Genomic DNA, 13,791 nt, shown 5'->3' on the forward strand with positions numbered 1-13,791 from the left:
GGCATACTCTATCAGCCTATGTTAAAATTAAATATCTTTGTTTATATATTTATATGACATAGACAGAATATTTTCCCTATAAACAGACAATTGCTAGAATAACCTATGGGAGATTGGGAGAAAATTGGAGGAAGCGCATACGATGAAAAAAATGGTTCAAAAGCTGGTGCTGTCGCTGTTCGCCGTTGGCTTGGCAGCAGCCCCATTGTCCGGTTTGCAGGCTGTACAGACTGCGTCGGCAGCTTCAACTGCCGTACAATCGAAAATTCAGGTCTATTTGGATGGCAAAAAAATCGCATTCCAGCCTGACCCGATACAGGAGAAAGGAACGACGCTCGTACCGATGCGTCCGCTGTTTGAAGCGCTTGGGGCCAATATTTCCTGGAACGAGCAGACGCAGACTGTTATTGCGAAAAAAGACAATACCGTCATTTCCTTGAAAATTGGTTCCACACGGGCGGCGGTGAATAATAAGAGTTTAGTGCTGGACGTTCCTGCGAAGGTCGTAAACGGCGCTACGCTCGTACCGCTTCGTTTTGTAGGAGAATCCTTGGATGCTAGCATCAAATGGGAGGCATCCAGCCGAAGCATTCATATCACATCTGCAGAGCAGCGAAACGAGGATAATTGGAAGAAAATAGAGGAATCCAAGCTGACCGTCGCGCAAAATGTCGCTTTAAATGACAACAAGGTTGTCATGATCGAGACGGACCGTTCGCAAGGAAGCGGAGTCGTTGTCGGCAAGCGTCTCATTCTGACCAACTACCACGTCATGACAAGCACCAAGAGCGCCAAGGCCACAACGCTGAATGGAAAAGAGTTCAAGGTGGAAGGTCTCGTCGCCTATAACAAGGATGCAGACTTGGCGCTTATCCAAACATCGACTGACATTGGCATTTCTTCGGTCACCCTCGGCGACGATAAGGAAATTCGCAAAGGAGATAAAATTATTGCCATCGGCAGTCCTAGGGGTGTGCGAAATACGGTATCCCAAGGCCTGATCAGCAATATTTACTTTGAAAACGGTGTTCAGCATTTCCAAATCAATGCGCCGATTGATCATGGCAGCTCAGGCGGCGGCTTGTTTGATGAATTTGGCAATCTGATCGGTCTGACGACCTCAAAGGTAGAAGGAAGCAGCGCGGATTTGAACTTTGCGGTGTCGGTCTACAGTATCTATAAATTGCTGGATGACTATGAACAGTCTGGCAGCAAAAATCCGGCGTTCCTGCCGTCCACGCTTCCAGATACGCTCAAAGGCGCCTCCAATGAAGAAATTGCCAAGCTGATGGAGAAGGAATTTGGCGGCATTCAGACTGAGAATGGCACGACTACCCTTCAGAATTGGAAGGTCAGCCGCGACTCGCAAGGCTGGCTCGTCATTACGGCCAATATGGAACCGGCTTTTTATATGATTTATGCAGAATCCATTGCCCCGTACAATCGGTTATGGGCCCTTAGAACACTCGGCGATCTGAAGCAGATGCTCCCGGATGATACAATTGAACTGATCGTATATTATGAGCAGACCTTCAACTATGAGCCGCGTGGTCTCAACCCGGGAGAGGTAACAGCGCTGGGCGACGGCAAATGGAAAGTTCGTTATCCGATTATTCATGCCCAGGTCAAGGAAAGAGCTCACGTGGATATCAGAACGTAAGGCAGCGACCATGTCTAATTTTTAACATATTGGCAGACAGTCTCCCCGGCTGTCTGTTTTTTTGTAAACCTATAGCTGCGTTTACGATAGAGACTCAATTAGGTACAATGATACAAGGAGTCGACAGCTTACAAAATGAAGGAGCTGACTTATGAAAGTCGTACTATCAACGTTGAATGCCAAGTATATTCATACCTCGCTGGCCTTGCGCTGCTTGAAGGCGTATAGCGGTCATGAATTCGATATGGAAATTGCCGAATACACGATTAAAGATCCTGCGATGAATATCGTGTCGGATTTGTATGCGAAAAATCCGGATGTTGTCGGCTTCTCCTGTTATATCTGGAATATTGAAGAGACGATTACCGTCATTAATATGCTCCGCAAAATTATGCCCAAGCTGCATATTGTACTGGGAGGCCCGGAAGTCAGCTATGATGTGACGCATTGGCTGCAGCGGGTTCCTGAAGTCGATTTCATCGTTGTCGGAGAAGGGGAGGAGACTTTCCATCACTTTCTGACCGAGCTGAGAGATGATGGGAAGTTTCATCTGGTGTTCGGTCTGGCGTACCGCAAGGAGAAGGACGGCGTACAGGAATTGGTCGTCAATCCGCCGCGGCCCAAGCTTAATCTGGCGGAGGCGCCTTCCCCGCACCGATTTGCCGAAGATGTGCCACATCTGGCCAATCGTGTCGTTTATTTCGAGACGAGCCGGGGTTGTCCGTTCAGTTGCCAATTCTGTCTTTCCAGCATCGAGGTCGGCGTCCGATATTTTGATATTGAGCGAACGAAATCCGATATTCTCTATCTGATTGAATCGGGCGCGAAGCTGATCAAGTTTGTCGATCGGACTTTTAATATCAAGCGTGATTATGCGCTGGAAATGTTCAAATTCCTTATTGAGAATCACAACGGCTGTGTGTTCCAGTTCGAGATCACAGCCGATATTATGCGGCCCGAGGTGCTGGACTATCTGGCTGAACATGCGCCGCCCGATATCTTCCGATTCGAGATTGGCGTGCAGTCCACGAATGATATCACGAATGAAGCGGTTAAGCGCAGACAAAATTTTACCAAGCTGACGCGGACCGTGACCAAGGTGAAGGAGAGCGGGAAAATTGACCAGCACCTTGATCTCATCGCTGGACTGCCGCATGAGGATTATGCAACGTTCAGCAAAACCTTCAACGATGTGTTCGCCCTTCGTCCCGAGGAACTGCAGCTCGGATTTTTGAAGATGCTTCGGGGCACCGGACTGCGGATTCAGGCCGAGAAGTACGGTTATGTCTATATGGATCGTGCTCCTTATGAGATTTTGGGCAATGACTTGATGCCTTTCTCCGACATTGTCCGAATCAAGCGTGTGGAGGATGTGCTGGAGAAATACTGGAATGCTCACCGGATGGATCATACCTTGCTTTATTTGATTGAGCGGGTATTTGACTCGCCGTTTGACTTCTTCCAGCGGTTCGGGGACTATTGGGAGGATCGGGGCTGGCAGAAGATCGGTCACCAACTGGAGGATCTGTTCACCCGGCTGGCTGCGTTCCTCAACCATCTGGCTGCCCATGATGAATCCATCCGGGAACGTCTTGACCTTGATGTGGCGGTTGGGTTGATGAAGTACGATTACTTCCTGAATCACAATTACAAGCCACGCAAGATCTGGTGGGAGTTTGCGCTCAGCAAGGAAGAATGGGGAGGCTGGATGAAGTCGCTGCATCGCGATCCGCACCAGGTTCCCGGAACATTTGCCGCGCTGGGCTTGTCCGAGAAGGAGCTTCACAAGCATACGGTGCTGGAGAAGCTGGCATTTGACCTGAGCAGCTATTTGCTGGAAGGGAAGCTGGACAAGGGCAAGGAAACGCTGCTCATTATGGTGTATCGCTCGGATTTGAAAGCGGCTGGCCCGGCGAATCAGGCGTTTATGCTGAGTACGGGGAAAAAGGTGACGGTGTAGCGGATTTATAAAGTTTCCTTTGTAAATGAGCTTATATTTCACCATGAAACGAAATTTTTGTCCGTTAAAGGACGGCAAAGCTGTTTACGCTTGATGAGAGAAATGCACATAAAACGTCTCGTCTCCAGCTCGCCCTCAAGCCTCTCTTGGATCGTCTCCGCAAAGAGGTCTTTGAGTGCGTTTGTGCATCCTGGCGGTAACGAAAGCAGTTGCAATAATAGAGCGCATCAGGAGTTTTTAGTTTCCGTCCCTTGCTTCGTTGCTCGCTTTGCATGGAAGCTGCTTTTCCTGCGACAGCGGAGTCGACATGTATTATATGCCTAGGGGAGAATAACCTTTCTGCGATTAAGAACTGATTGTGTTTGACGCCACTCAGTACTTCACATTCCGTAATCGTTAAAAGAATATCCGCCGTTGTTCTTCTTGGGCTTGTCGTACTAAGTTAACAGCGGCATGATCGTTGTCCAGAATGGCGAGGACGATGTTCGAATCGAATAAATATCCTGAAGTGGTTGTGGGTCACTTTCCCCAACCCTCCGTGACTCCCGAATGTGGTCAAATAATTCTTGCGCTTCCCCGGCCTTCAGAATTCCAGCCACACTTAAAATGTCATCGACTGAGTAATCTAGCACGCCGAGGCGGATAGGAGTCAACTAGCCTATGTTTCCGTATACGGGGCATGTGGAGAGCATTTGTTCCTTGGTATATAAGGGTTTTGAGTGAGTACAGAGGAGAGGGGATTTGGGGATGAAATGGGGACGCGAGCGATTCGCGTCCCCATTTTAATCGTTTTTAGGCTGAGCCGGATAAATTTCCATTCGATGCAGGTCAACGATCATGTTGCCGTTTTTTAAAATATCCAGACCTATTAGGCCATTAATGTAATTAATATCGTCATGGAAGATACCGAAATCAATAGGGATGTCTGTCATAACCAGATCGCCAAACTGGATTTGATCTACCTGTTTTCGGAACGAATACTCATCTCCGCCAATCCCGAAGCTTCTTACAAGCTTATCTCCGTTTTCGAATTTAATGCCGATCTCTGAGACAGTATCGGAGGATAGAAGGGAATGCGCCGCGCCGGTATCAATAATGAGCTTGTCAATTGTTAATGAGTGTCCTTTATAGCAGATTGTCATGGAAGCTTGCAGCAAACCGTCGGTGAATTGAATCTGCATCCTACCGGCTCCTGTAGAAAGGATTTTTTCTCAGTTCAATTGCTATTTTTTCCTGACCTGTATGATAGACGATATTGTTGTTTCTGCACTTAAGTAGTTCCTTGGTTGCTTCGTCAGGATTTTGGATTGCTTTAATTAGGGCAACTTCGTCAACATATTGAACACTGTCTTCTGTATGAGAGTCCAAAATTTCGAGCAGGACATATTGATCAGGGTAAATGCTTCGAACTTCTTGCCATTGCATGGTAAACACCCCGCTAATGGTATTTGATAATTTCATTATATCATAATTTTTCGAGTAAAAAGTTGAGTGAGTGTGTGTTACTCACGTCTCTGTTTACTTATCAGGATGGGTTCGAATTTGTCAGCAGCAGCCTTATCAGCGGATCTAGAAAATAGGCTTCCATGGGCTTGTTCAATGAACTGGACCACATCTTGAAGCAGATAACGCAGTATTAAATTAGCGTCAACGATGTTCATGTTTTTCTTGCACACCCTTTTTCCAAGCGTCTTGTTCGTATTGGATTAAATCCAAGTTGGCGTATTGTTTCAGTGCGCCTCTAACGGTAGGAGAAGGGGGGATTGCCTGTTTTAATGGAAATGGTTCTCCGATAGGTAATATAATTAATTCAACATCCCGATTCCGGAGGTCTTCAGGGAGATCGACGATATGCTTTAGTGCATCGCTGTTAGTTATTTTTCTGACGAAATTCATTTTAATCATCTTCCTTAGTTTAAGTATAGTTGATTCAGAATTAACTCACAATTACTAATTTTACAGTCGCATCCAGATGCGAATGCGGGTAGCTTTTCATTAAGTCCAGAGAGCCGTAGAAGCCGTCTCATCCGGTGTGGATCGTTTTGATGAGTTCAGGATAGCCCTTATTATGTTCCGGCTTCGCAAATACAAAATAATGGTCATAGTAAGTGTCTTATTCAGTTTTTTAATTTCATCCTGATCGAGCTTGTGCTGCGCTAACACTTCGAACACTCCGAATACATAAAGGATCAAGTTCTATTGTTCTAATCGACTTGGAAGTCTTAGGGGTCAGAAGTTGATACTCATTCGTAACATTTGAGCCTGTCAATAATTTTCGTATTGTAAGGCTAGCCAGCTAATGTCAAGAGTGTTGAGGAATTTGGAGAAAAAGCAAAATGAGGTTAACCAGCTTATACCGGTTAACCTCATAAATACGAAAAGATTTTACAGACCCCATTACGTTTCCGCCAACTTTTTATTTTAGAGACTCAATTAAATAGTCCCATTAGTTGTATCGTTATAGCATGATGGCCTGCTCACAGCCTTTACATGGATGCGGCAGCGCCTTGGCTCTCTTGATTAAGGCAGTTGGCTGCGCAGGACAGTCAGCTTGCCGTCCAGTTCATAGTGCCCAAGCTGTGCCGGAACGAGGAAGCATTCTCCAGCTTTGACTGCTTGAGAGCCGTCTGCCCATTTCAATGTGCCCTGTCCTTCTGCAATGACCAGAATGACGAAGCTCTCCGGCGAAGTCGAGAGCGACCATGGTCCGTCGACAATTCCCTTCTCCACGACAAAGTAAGGGGAGCGGGCAATTTCCAGCCATTCGCCAGCTGCGATGCCGCCTGTCTCCATTCGGGTAGCGCCTGCGCCTTCGTAGGCAATGACATTCAGCGAGTCTTCAATGTGCAGCTCGCGAAGCTGTCCGTCGAGACCTGGGCGGTTGTAATCGTACAAGCGGTAAGTGGTGTCGGAGTTTTGCTGAATTTCTGCTACAACAACGCCCGCGCACAGCGCATGGACGGTTCCAGCCGGGATATAGAAGGCATCGCCCGCTTTGACAGACACTTCCTGCAATGTATCCATAATGCGGCCTTCGGCAATAGCCGCTTCCAGCGCGGCGCGGTCGATACCGGATTTAAGTCCGTAAATGATTTTGGCGTCCGGCTTGGCATCGAGTATGTACCACATTTCCGTCTTGCCCAGTTCGCCAGCCGGCAAGCCCTCATAGCTGTCAGTCGGATGAACTTGAACGGACAGATCGTCGTTGCAGTCCAGCAGCTTGATCAGCAACGGGAAACGGCCGTTTTTCTCGGAGAAGCCGCGGCTTCCGAACCATTCTTTGCCGTAGGCTTCCCGAATTTCATCGAGTCCTTTGCCGGACAACGCTCCGTTGATAACCTTCGTTGTGCCGTTCGGATGATCGCCGATCATCCAGCCTTCGCCAATCGCCCCTTCAGGCAGCTCCAGGCCGAATTGCTCCAGCGCCCGTCCTCCCCAGACACGTTCTTTCATTTCGGGTTTGAATTGCAGTGGGTAAGGTGCTACAGTCATTGATTTCTCTCCTCCGTGTTGTATATGCAGTTCAATTGCAGACTCGTTCTGTCTGTTGTTGGTTGCTACTGCCAGACTATCAGGCTTGCCCTGGCTCGAACAGCTCGAATAGCTCACCGTCCGGGCCATAGAAGAAGAAATAGCGGCTGCCATTAGGCAATGTTGTAATTTGAGCATCACGCGCCTTAACATTCAGCGATTTCAGACGTTCTACTTCAGCGTCCAGATCTTCGACGGTAAAGGCGATATGATGGGTTTTGCCTTCAGCCGGCAGTTCGGCGTTATAGCCCTCGATCAGTTCAATTTGCGCATCGGGCGAGCCGGAAAAAGCCAGAAAGGCCAATTTGATTACACCGTTTGCATGGAGAATTGTATTCAGATGCTCCATGCCGATTACCTCATTGTAGAACTTAATCGAGGCTTCAATGTCCTTTACCATGATGCCAATGTGCTCTATCTTCTTGATTGTCATTTTACATCATTCCTCCTTTGTTTGGTTGGTCTTGCGCTTCTCAATCGCGATCAAATAGGGGGCGTGAGGCTTTTGCAGCATCCGATACTCGGCGACCTGAGCCGCCTGCGGATCGAGCAGCCGCGCCCAGTTGTCGACGCTTGCCGCTTCCTCTTCCCCTCCGTCATGACCGGGATAAAGCACGATGGACAGAAGGCCGCCCGGGCGCAGCAGCGCCAGAGCGCTCTCCAGCGCTGCAATCGTCGTCTGCGGTCTGGTGATGAGAGAAGGATCAGCGTTAGGATCGGGCAGGTAGCCGAGATTGAACAGTACCGCGGCAACCCGTCCATGCTGCTGCTCGGGCACAGCCTGCGCCATCTGGTCATGACTTTGCAGCAGAAGCTCCACCGGAGCCAGCCGCTTGCCCTCCTGCTGCGCGCGCTCCAGCCTCATTCGGGTATTGTGCAGCGCCCGCTCCTGGATATCAAAAGCGTAGACCTGTCCTTTTGGCCCGGCCAATTCGCACAGGAAGAGTGTATCGACACCGTTGCCTGCCGTTGCGTCGATGACAGTATCTCCGGTCTGTACGCGCTCGGAGGTCCATTTGTGAGCAAGGCTCAGTACAGAAAGCAGCCCCATCTCCCTACACCTGCTTCCACAGCTTGCCCTGCCACGTGTCGCGGCGGCGCAGCTCGAAGTCGATTGCGTTGAGAACTTCCCATTTCCTGAGGCTCCACATCGGCCCGATCAGCAGTTCTCGGGGGGCGTCCCCGGTCAAGCGGTGTACGATCATATCCGAAGGCAGAATCTCAAGCGTATCGACAATCAGCTTCATGTATTCGTCCTGCTCAAGGAACTGCAGCAGTCCGGCCTCATATTGCTTGACCATCGGCGTCTTGCGCATCAGATGCAGCAGATGGATCTTGATACCTTGGACATCCATGGCGGCAACGGCTCGTCCCGTCTCCATCATCATCTCATGCGTCTCCTGCGGCAGTCCATAAATGATATGGGTGCATACGCGGATGCCGCGGGCGCGCAGTTTGGCGACCGCATCGAGATAGCACTGGGTATCGTGAGCCCGGTTGATCAGATTGGACGTTGACTCATGAATCGTCTGAAGTCCCATTTCTACCCACAGATAAGTACGCTCATTAAGCTCAGCCAAATAGTCCAGGACATCATCGGGCAGACAGTCGGGTCTGGTCGCAATCGACAGTCCGACGACGCCTGGCTGCTGCAAAATAACCTCGTAGTATTCTCTTAATTCTGCGACAGGAGCATACGTATTCGTATAGGCCTGGAAATAGCCGATATAGCTGGCAGACGGCCATTTCTGGTGCTGGATATTTTTTATTTTGTTAAACTGGGTGACCAGATCATCACGGCGGCTTCCTGCGAAATCCCCTGAACCCCGGGCGCTGCAAAACGTGCAGCCGCCCTTGGCGATGGAGCCGTCGCGGTTCGGGCATGTAAAACCCGCATCAAGCATAACCTTGAACACCTTGCTGCCGAACTGTTCGCGCATTTCGTAATTCCATGTATGAAACCGTTTCTCGCCCCACAGAAGCGGGGAGGGGATGAGCGGCTGCGTTATGCTAGGCATGGGGGAGAGACTCCTTTGATTGGATACGATATAAGTTGAACGAAAGAAAGTCAGGCAAGGCCTGCATGTGAAAGGTTCTTCCGATCGCGGTTGTTCCCTAATTACTTGAATGAAAGGTAGAAATAGGGGGAATCCGGGAACAAAGGCTAGCGCTTCGCTGCTCCAGAATCTGTTCACACTCCGGCTACCTGCTTCCGTTCTTTCGTTCAACTTATTACAACCGCAGCAGACGGTAGTCGTCTTGCCGGCAGTTGGACCTGATGGGGCTTAGCCGTTCAATAGCTTTCAACTCCTTATTGTACATGAAACAGACTATTTAAGCCAATGAGTTTCAGACGACTGTCTGGTATCAAGTTGAATGAATGGAGGTCAGGCAGACTCTCCGTGTGAAAGGTACTTCTGAATTGATGTTGTTTCTGAATTTATCTTTAATAGCTGGAAAAAAATAAAGGGAATTCTGAGATTTAGGCTTGCAATACCTTACATGGTGTGTTATATTAAAAACAAGAAAAATCAATGTTTCTAATGCATATATCTGATTCTTGCCACTCGTCATAGCAGCATGTCTTTTTGGAAATACTGTTATAAAAAATTACGAGGTGATGAGAAATGAGTACAACGATTAAAATTCCCCAGGGCGAAGAGAAGGTTACGGTTCAATTGACAGTCAAGGAATTGATGGCGCTTTCAGGAATTCGTTTTCACGGCAATCACAAGCTGGAGATCGAAGCCCGCAAAAAGTTGAATGATGCGCTCAATGAAACTTTCGATATTGATAGCTCTTCCGACAAGGATTTGATTGATTACAAGCTGTTGATTTAAGTTGAATCCGCTTGAAGAACCATATATAGCAGCGAATCAGGCAGTCCGCGCAGCGAGCGGGCTGCCGTTTTTTATTATAAACCTCCCTTTACTAATGACTTCTATACTTTACGAAAATGGAGTTTTGCCAATCAAGGGACAACATAGCTGCTTATACTTAATACAAGCTCTTATAAATTTCACATTTTCGGAGGCACTTGTGCTTTACTTTCTGTCGATAGTTCGGCAAAATAGGCATAGTTGTACACCGGGCTTCGCTATTTTGATACTGCTGTGCTTTGACGGACAATCGGCAGCTGACGGTGAAGAACAGTCGACGCGGCACAGCGGGAAGGCCCGCTTCGGAATGAATGGATTTTGGAAACCAGATGGAGGATAAGCATATGCGTTTGAGAGGCAGAAAAGGAATACTGGAAAGTTTGGAGGCGCAGCCGGAGCTAGTTGTGCTTGATGCTCAGGCTTATAAGGGACGCTGGAGAGAGTTTTTCGGCAACGATCGTCCGATCTATATCGAGCTTGGAATGGGCAAGGGCCAATTCATCAGCCAGCAGAGCGGACGCAACCCCGAGATTAACTTTATTGGCGTGGATATGTATGATGAACTGATTCGTCGTGCAAGTGAGAAGGGGCGCAATGTATGGCACGAAAAAGGAGAGGCAAGTCCGCCCAACCTGGCGCTGCTTCGTGCAAACATTGAATTTATTGAAACGATGTTCGAACCGGGAGAAATCGAGCGCATTTATTTGAATTTCAGCGATCCTTGGCCGAAAAGCAAACATGCCCGCCGCAGACTGACGCATCCCCGCTTTCTGGCGAAGTACGTCGAACTGCTTAACGGGCAGGGAGAAATTCATTTCAAGACAGATTCGACTACATTGTTCGAGTTTTCCTTAAACAGCTTTACCGAGGTTGGCTTGCAGTTGCGGAATATTTCGCTCGATCTTCACCGAGACAGCCTTCGCGATGACCTCGTGTTGACGGAATACGAAAGCAAATTTATAGGCCGGGGGCAACCGATATACAGACTGGAGGCCGTAATAGGCGAGCAGGCGCTCACCCGGTTTCGCGAGCAACTGGCTGCAGCCGATCAGGCAGACCACCAGGACAGCGAAGATACGAGCGAGGCGGTTAATGAACCGATTACGGCGCCGGCGACAACATCCGAAGGATAATGAAGTCCCAGATACATTCTTGACCATGCCACAGATATCAATAGAATAATGGCGACAGGCAGCAGCAAAATCATCAGGGCGGTCTCCGCAAACATTAGCGGAAGCATCCAGGCGAAGATGGCGGTTGTATGTCCCGAAGGGAAGGACGGGTCAATCAGCGTCCTCTTTCCTGTGTTTACATTCTGAAGCGCCTGATAAGGCCGCAGTCTCTTGAATTTACGCTTGGCGATGAAGACCGGAATATGGCTGATCGCAACCGCTGCCAGGCTTTGCCATCCCGCTATATTCCATGGATAGGTGCCCATCAGACCGAGGCTAAGGGCAGTGAAGAGAGTAAAGGTGGCTCCACCCATATGGGTGATGCTGCCTAACCATCGTCCCAACCATACAGAGACACGGGGATTCAAAGGTCTCCGATTTGCCCATAGCAGCATTCGGTGTTCTCCTGTATGAAACCAATTGCGCAGTTTTTCCATGATGGACACTCCTTTTCTATTGCTCATAGTCACCTCCAGTATAACTTCGAATTGTTTTCGTTCTATTAGTGTACATTAATTTTTTCTCATACGTAAACCTGCCGCTTACGTGCTTTCTATCATACCATACTCGGCGCAGCATGCCACTTTTGCTCAATGGGAAACCTTGTCGTATGCTGAAGTTCCGTTGCAATTCACTTTCTGCTCGCCAAGGACCATTGGCCCAAGGTGTTTAGTTTTGGTGGCAAAAGGTTAAACAGTGTAATATTAGAAGTCTGCTCTGCTCGAAACCTTTCTGCTTTGAAATCCGTCTATTGAAGTGCAGGAGAGAGCAAATGGGACATCCGGGTTATTGGAATCAAGCGGAGGGCAGGTGATTTGGCTCGAATTTTGTGAATTTCTGCCATATCCGCATATAAACCAAGGACAAAGGAATTAAAAAGCACGCAATTGGATGAAAATAAGAACTAAGCAGTGCAAAATGAGCCGGAGAACGCGTTTTGTTTTTCAATATGCGCACTTTCCACCGTATGAGCCAGCTTTTGACTTGATTTCCCGTTTTGACAAAACGACGGAAAACCATCAAAATCAGGATGGCTGCTGTGAAACACCAAATTTTTGAAAGCTTGCACAGAGAAAATCAAACAGAGAGAAAACAAACACAAAAACAAACAAAGAGAAAACAAACAGACAGAGAAAAGAAAAATTAAAAATTGGGGTCGCAAGGGGGCAACACAATATGGTGTTAAATTCGGTCGTCATCAGTCTCCAGCTGTTCGTAGCGCTGGTCGGACTGTATCAGGTGGCGCTGTCGCTGTTTGGCTGGCGCCGCAAGAAATCGCTGCCGTCTCATCCGGCGCAAAAATCGTTTGCAGTCCTGATCGCCGCTCACAATGAAGAGCAGGTTGTCGGAGCCTTGATTGAGAATTTGCTAAAAATGAAATATCCGCGTCATTTGTACGATATATTTGTAATTTGTGATAACTGTACGGACAGGACAGCCGAAATTGCCGGCAGCTATGAAGGGGTTCATGCGTATGTCCGCCATAACATGAATGAGCGCGGCAAGGGGTACGCCATTCAGTGGATGCTTGGCGAGCTTTGGAAGCTTCCTAAAAGCTACGATGCAGTCGTGATGTTCGATGCCGATAATCTGGCAAGCACGGACTTTCTACAGCTTATGAATGATGATCTGTGCAACGGCACCCGTGTCATTCAGGGATATCTGGATACGAAGAACCCTCATGACTCCTGGATCAGCGCTTCTAACGGGATCAATTACTGGTTTACCAACCGCATGTGGCAGGTATCCCGGGCCAAAGTAGGGTTCTCCAATTTCCTTGGAGGTACAGGGATGTGCTTTGAGACGAAACTGCTCAAGGAGATCGGCTGGGGCGCTACAAGTCTGGTCGAGGATCTGGAGTTCAGTATTCACTGTATTATGCGGGACATCTACCCGAGGATTAATTACGAAGCACGCGTATTCGATGAGAAGCCGGTAACGTTCAAAGCGTCTGCACGCCAGCGTCTGCGCTGGACGCAAGGTCAGTTCGACGTGGCGACCAAATACTTCTTCCCGCTGCTCTGGCAAGGAATCAAGCAGCGCAAGGCGGCGAAAATTGATGCTGCATTCTATGTGTTCAATCCGTATACGTTCCTTCTTGGTGTAATCGTTACTGCTATTATGTGGTTTTCAAAGCTTGCGCCTGGAGATGGACCGTTCACATCGATCTACGAATTCATTCCCGTATGGTTCATGCTTCCGTATTTGGCCTATACGGTGATTCAATTCCCGGTCGTGCTGTTGGTTGAAAAGGCTCCGAAGAGAGTCTTTTACCATCTGATTTTATTCCCGGTCTACCTGCTGTCGTGGCTACCCATTACGGTGTATGCATTCTTCACGCAGCGGAATAGACAGTGGAGCCATACCGAGCATACCCGTGTCATTCGTCTGGAGGAAGTTCAGAGCAATCAGGCGGGGGAGCTTACCCGTTAATCATGAATCGAGCAGGGCGCTGTGCTCGGGAGAGTACGGCGCTTTTTTTTTCAGGATATAAGTTGTAAATTATAATGTCAATTATCTGAGAAAATGTCACCTTAATTTGTCTATGAAAATGTCACTTTCATCGCAGTCCGAGCCCGTTTTAAGGGG

The 13,791-nt window shown here is 48.4% G+C and carries 13 protein-coding genes; 5 read left to right on the forward strand and 8 right to left on the reverse strand.

Features of this window, described 5'->3' with window-relative positions; all coding sequences use genetic code 11:
* Positions 1-142 precede the first annotated feature (142 nt).
* Together JFN88_RS09140 and JFN88_RS09145 are read left to right on the forward strand one after the other, a co-directional pair.
* Positions 143-1,660 (forward strand): stalk domain-containing protein, encoded by a 1,518-nt coding sequence (locus tag JFN88_RS09140; RefSeq protein ID WP_199019017.1) that lies wholly within the window; start codon positions 143-145, stop codon positions 1,658-1,660.
* Positions 1,661-1,811: 151 nt separating this feature from the next.
* The gene (locus tag JFN88_RS09145) at positions 1,812-3,620 is read left to right on the forward strand and encodes a B12-binding domain-containing radical SAM protein (protein WP_199019019.1); all 1,809 of its coding nucleotides are present in this window, start codon (positions 1,812-1,814) and stop codon (positions 3,618-3,620) included.
* A 782-nt stretch (positions 3,621-4,402) separates the two neighbouring features.
* Here the strand turns inward: JFN88_RS09145 and JFN88_RS09150 are convergent.
* From JFN88_RS09150 to mnmL, 7 genes are all read right to left on the reverse strand, one after another.
* Positions 4,403-4,801, reverse strand: a complete 399-nt coding sequence (locus JFN88_RS09150; protein ID WP_199019020.1) for a retropepsin-like aspartic protease — start codon at positions 4,799-4,801, stop codon at positions 4,403-4,405.
* Position 4,802: 1 nt separating this feature from the next.
* Complete coding sequence (locus JFN88_RS09155) at positions 4,803-5,045, reverse strand: hypothetical protein (protein ID WP_199019022.1); 243 nt, start codon at positions 5,043-5,045, stop codon at positions 4,803-4,805.
* 222 nt (positions 5,046-5,267) lie between these two features.
* Positions 5,268-5,516, reverse strand: coding sequence for a hypothetical protein (locus JFN88_RS09160; protein WP_199019023.1), 249 nt, complete (start codon positions 5,514-5,516; stop codon positions 5,268-5,270).
* 624 nt (positions 5,517-6,140) lie between these two features.
* Positions 6,141-7,112: a type I phosphomannose isomerase catalytic subunit gene (locus JFN88_RS09165; protein ID WP_199019024.1), complete on the reverse strand. Its 972-nt coding sequence runs from the start codon at positions 7,110-7,112 to the stop codon at positions 6,141-6,143.
* Positions 7,113-7,191: 79 nt separating this feature from the next.
* Complete coding sequence (locus JFN88_RS09170) at positions 7,192-7,584, reverse strand: VOC family protein (RefSeq protein ID WP_199019025.1); 393 nt, start codon at positions 7,582-7,584, stop codon at positions 7,192-7,194.
* 6 nt (positions 7,585-7,590) lie between these two features.
* Entirely contained in the window at positions 7,591-8,202 is a 612-nt protein-coding gene (gene mnmM / locus JFN88_RS09175; RefSeq protein WP_199019026.1) for a tRNA 5-(aminomethyl)-2-thiouridylate-methyltransferase MnmM, read from the reverse strand.
* A 4-nt stretch (positions 8,203-8,206) separates the two neighbouring features.
* Complete coding sequence (mnmL, locus tag JFN88_RS09180; RefSeq protein ID WP_233167630.1) at positions 8,207-9,169, reverse strand: tRNA modification radical SAM protein MnmL/YtqA; 963 nt, start codon at positions 9,167-9,169, stop codon at positions 8,207-8,209.
* A 609-nt stretch (positions 9,170-9,778) separates the two neighbouring features.
* On the opposite strand from mnmL, the gene JFN88_RS09185 reads away from it, so the two are divergent.
* Positions 9,779-9,991 (forward strand): hypothetical protein, encoded by a 213-nt coding sequence (locus JFN88_RS09185; protein ID WP_199019027.1) that lies wholly within the window; start codon positions 9,779-9,781, stop codon positions 9,989-9,991.
* 383 nt (positions 9,992-10,374) lie between these two features.
* A complete protein-coding gene (gene trmB / locus JFN88_RS09190; RefSeq protein WP_199019028.1) occupies positions 10,375-11,163 on the forward strand; it encodes a tRNA (guanosine(46)-N7)-methyltransferase TrmB in 789 nt (262 codons plus the stop codon).
* Here trmB and JFN88_RS09195 read toward each other — a convergent pair.
* Entirely contained in the window at positions 11,079-11,666 is a 588-nt protein-coding gene (locus tag JFN88_RS09195; protein WP_233167632.1) for a phosphatase PAP2 family protein, read from the reverse strand. The two genes, trmB and JFN88_RS09195, sit on opposite strands and share 85 nt — an antisense overlap.
* 715 nt (positions 11,667-12,381) lie before the next feature.
* Here JFN88_RS09195 and JFN88_RS09200 point away from each other — a divergent pair.
* Positions 12,382-13,635, forward strand: a complete 1,254-nt coding sequence (locus tag JFN88_RS09200) for a glycosyltransferase family 2 protein (protein WP_199019038.1) — start codon at positions 12,382-12,384, stop codon at positions 13,633-13,635.
* The last annotated feature ends 156 nt before the right edge of the window (positions 13,636-13,791 follow it).

Source organism: Paenibacillus roseus (genome assembly GCF_016424485.1).
Taxonomy (GTDB): domain Bacteria; phylum Bacillota; class Bacilli; order Paenibacillales; family Paenibacillaceae; genus Paenibacillus_D; species Paenibacillus_D roseus.

Excerpts from the sequence above, each read along its gene's own strand:
- JFN88_RS09140 (WP_199019017.1), top strand. The coding sequence starts at position 143 with ATGAAAAAAATGGTTCAAAAGCTGGTGCTGTCGCTGTTCGCCGTTGGC.
- JFN88_RS09145 (WP_199019019.1), top strand. The coding sequence starts at position 1,812 with ATGAAAGTCGTACTATCAACGTTGAATGCCAAGTATATTCATACCTCG.
- JFN88_RS09150 (WP_199019020.1), bottom strand. The coding sequence starts at position 4,801 with ATGCAGATTCAATTCACCGACGGTTTGCTGCAAGCTTCCATGACAATC.
- JFN88_RS09155 (WP_199019022.1), bottom strand. The coding sequence starts at position 5,045 with ATGCAATGGCAAGAAGTTCGAAGCATTTACCCTGATCAATATGTCCTG.
- JFN88_RS09160 (WP_199019023.1), bottom strand. The coding sequence starts at position 5,516 with ATGAATTTCGTCAGAAAAATAACTAACAGCGATGCACTAAAGCATATC.
- JFN88_RS09165 (WP_199019024.1), bottom strand. The coding sequence starts at position 7,112 with ATGACTGTAGCACCTTACCCACTGCAATTCAAACCCGAAATGAAAGAA.
- JFN88_RS09170 (WP_199019025.1), bottom strand. The coding sequence starts at position 7,584 with ATGACAATCAAGAAGATAGAGCACATTGGCATCATGGTAAAGGACATT.
- mnmM (WP_199019026.1), bottom strand. The coding sequence starts at position 8,202 with ATGGGGCTGCTTTCTGTACTGAGCCTTGCTCACAAATGGACCTCCGAG.
- mnmL (WP_233167630.1), bottom strand. The coding sequence starts at position 9,169 with ATGCCTAGCATAACGCAGCCGCTCATCCCCTCCCCGCTTCTGTGGGGC.
- JFN88_RS09185 (WP_199019027.1), top strand. The coding sequence starts at position 9,779 with ATGAGTACAACGATTAAAATTCCCCAGGGCGAAGAGAAGGTTACGGTT.
- trmB (WP_199019028.1), top strand. The coding sequence starts at position 10,375 with ATGCGTTTGAGAGGCAGAAAAGGAATACTGGAAAGTTTGGAGGCGCAG.
- JFN88_RS09195 (WP_233167632.1), bottom strand. The coding sequence starts at position 11,666 with ATGAGCAATAGAAAAGGAGTGTCCATCATGGAAAAACTGCGCAATTGG.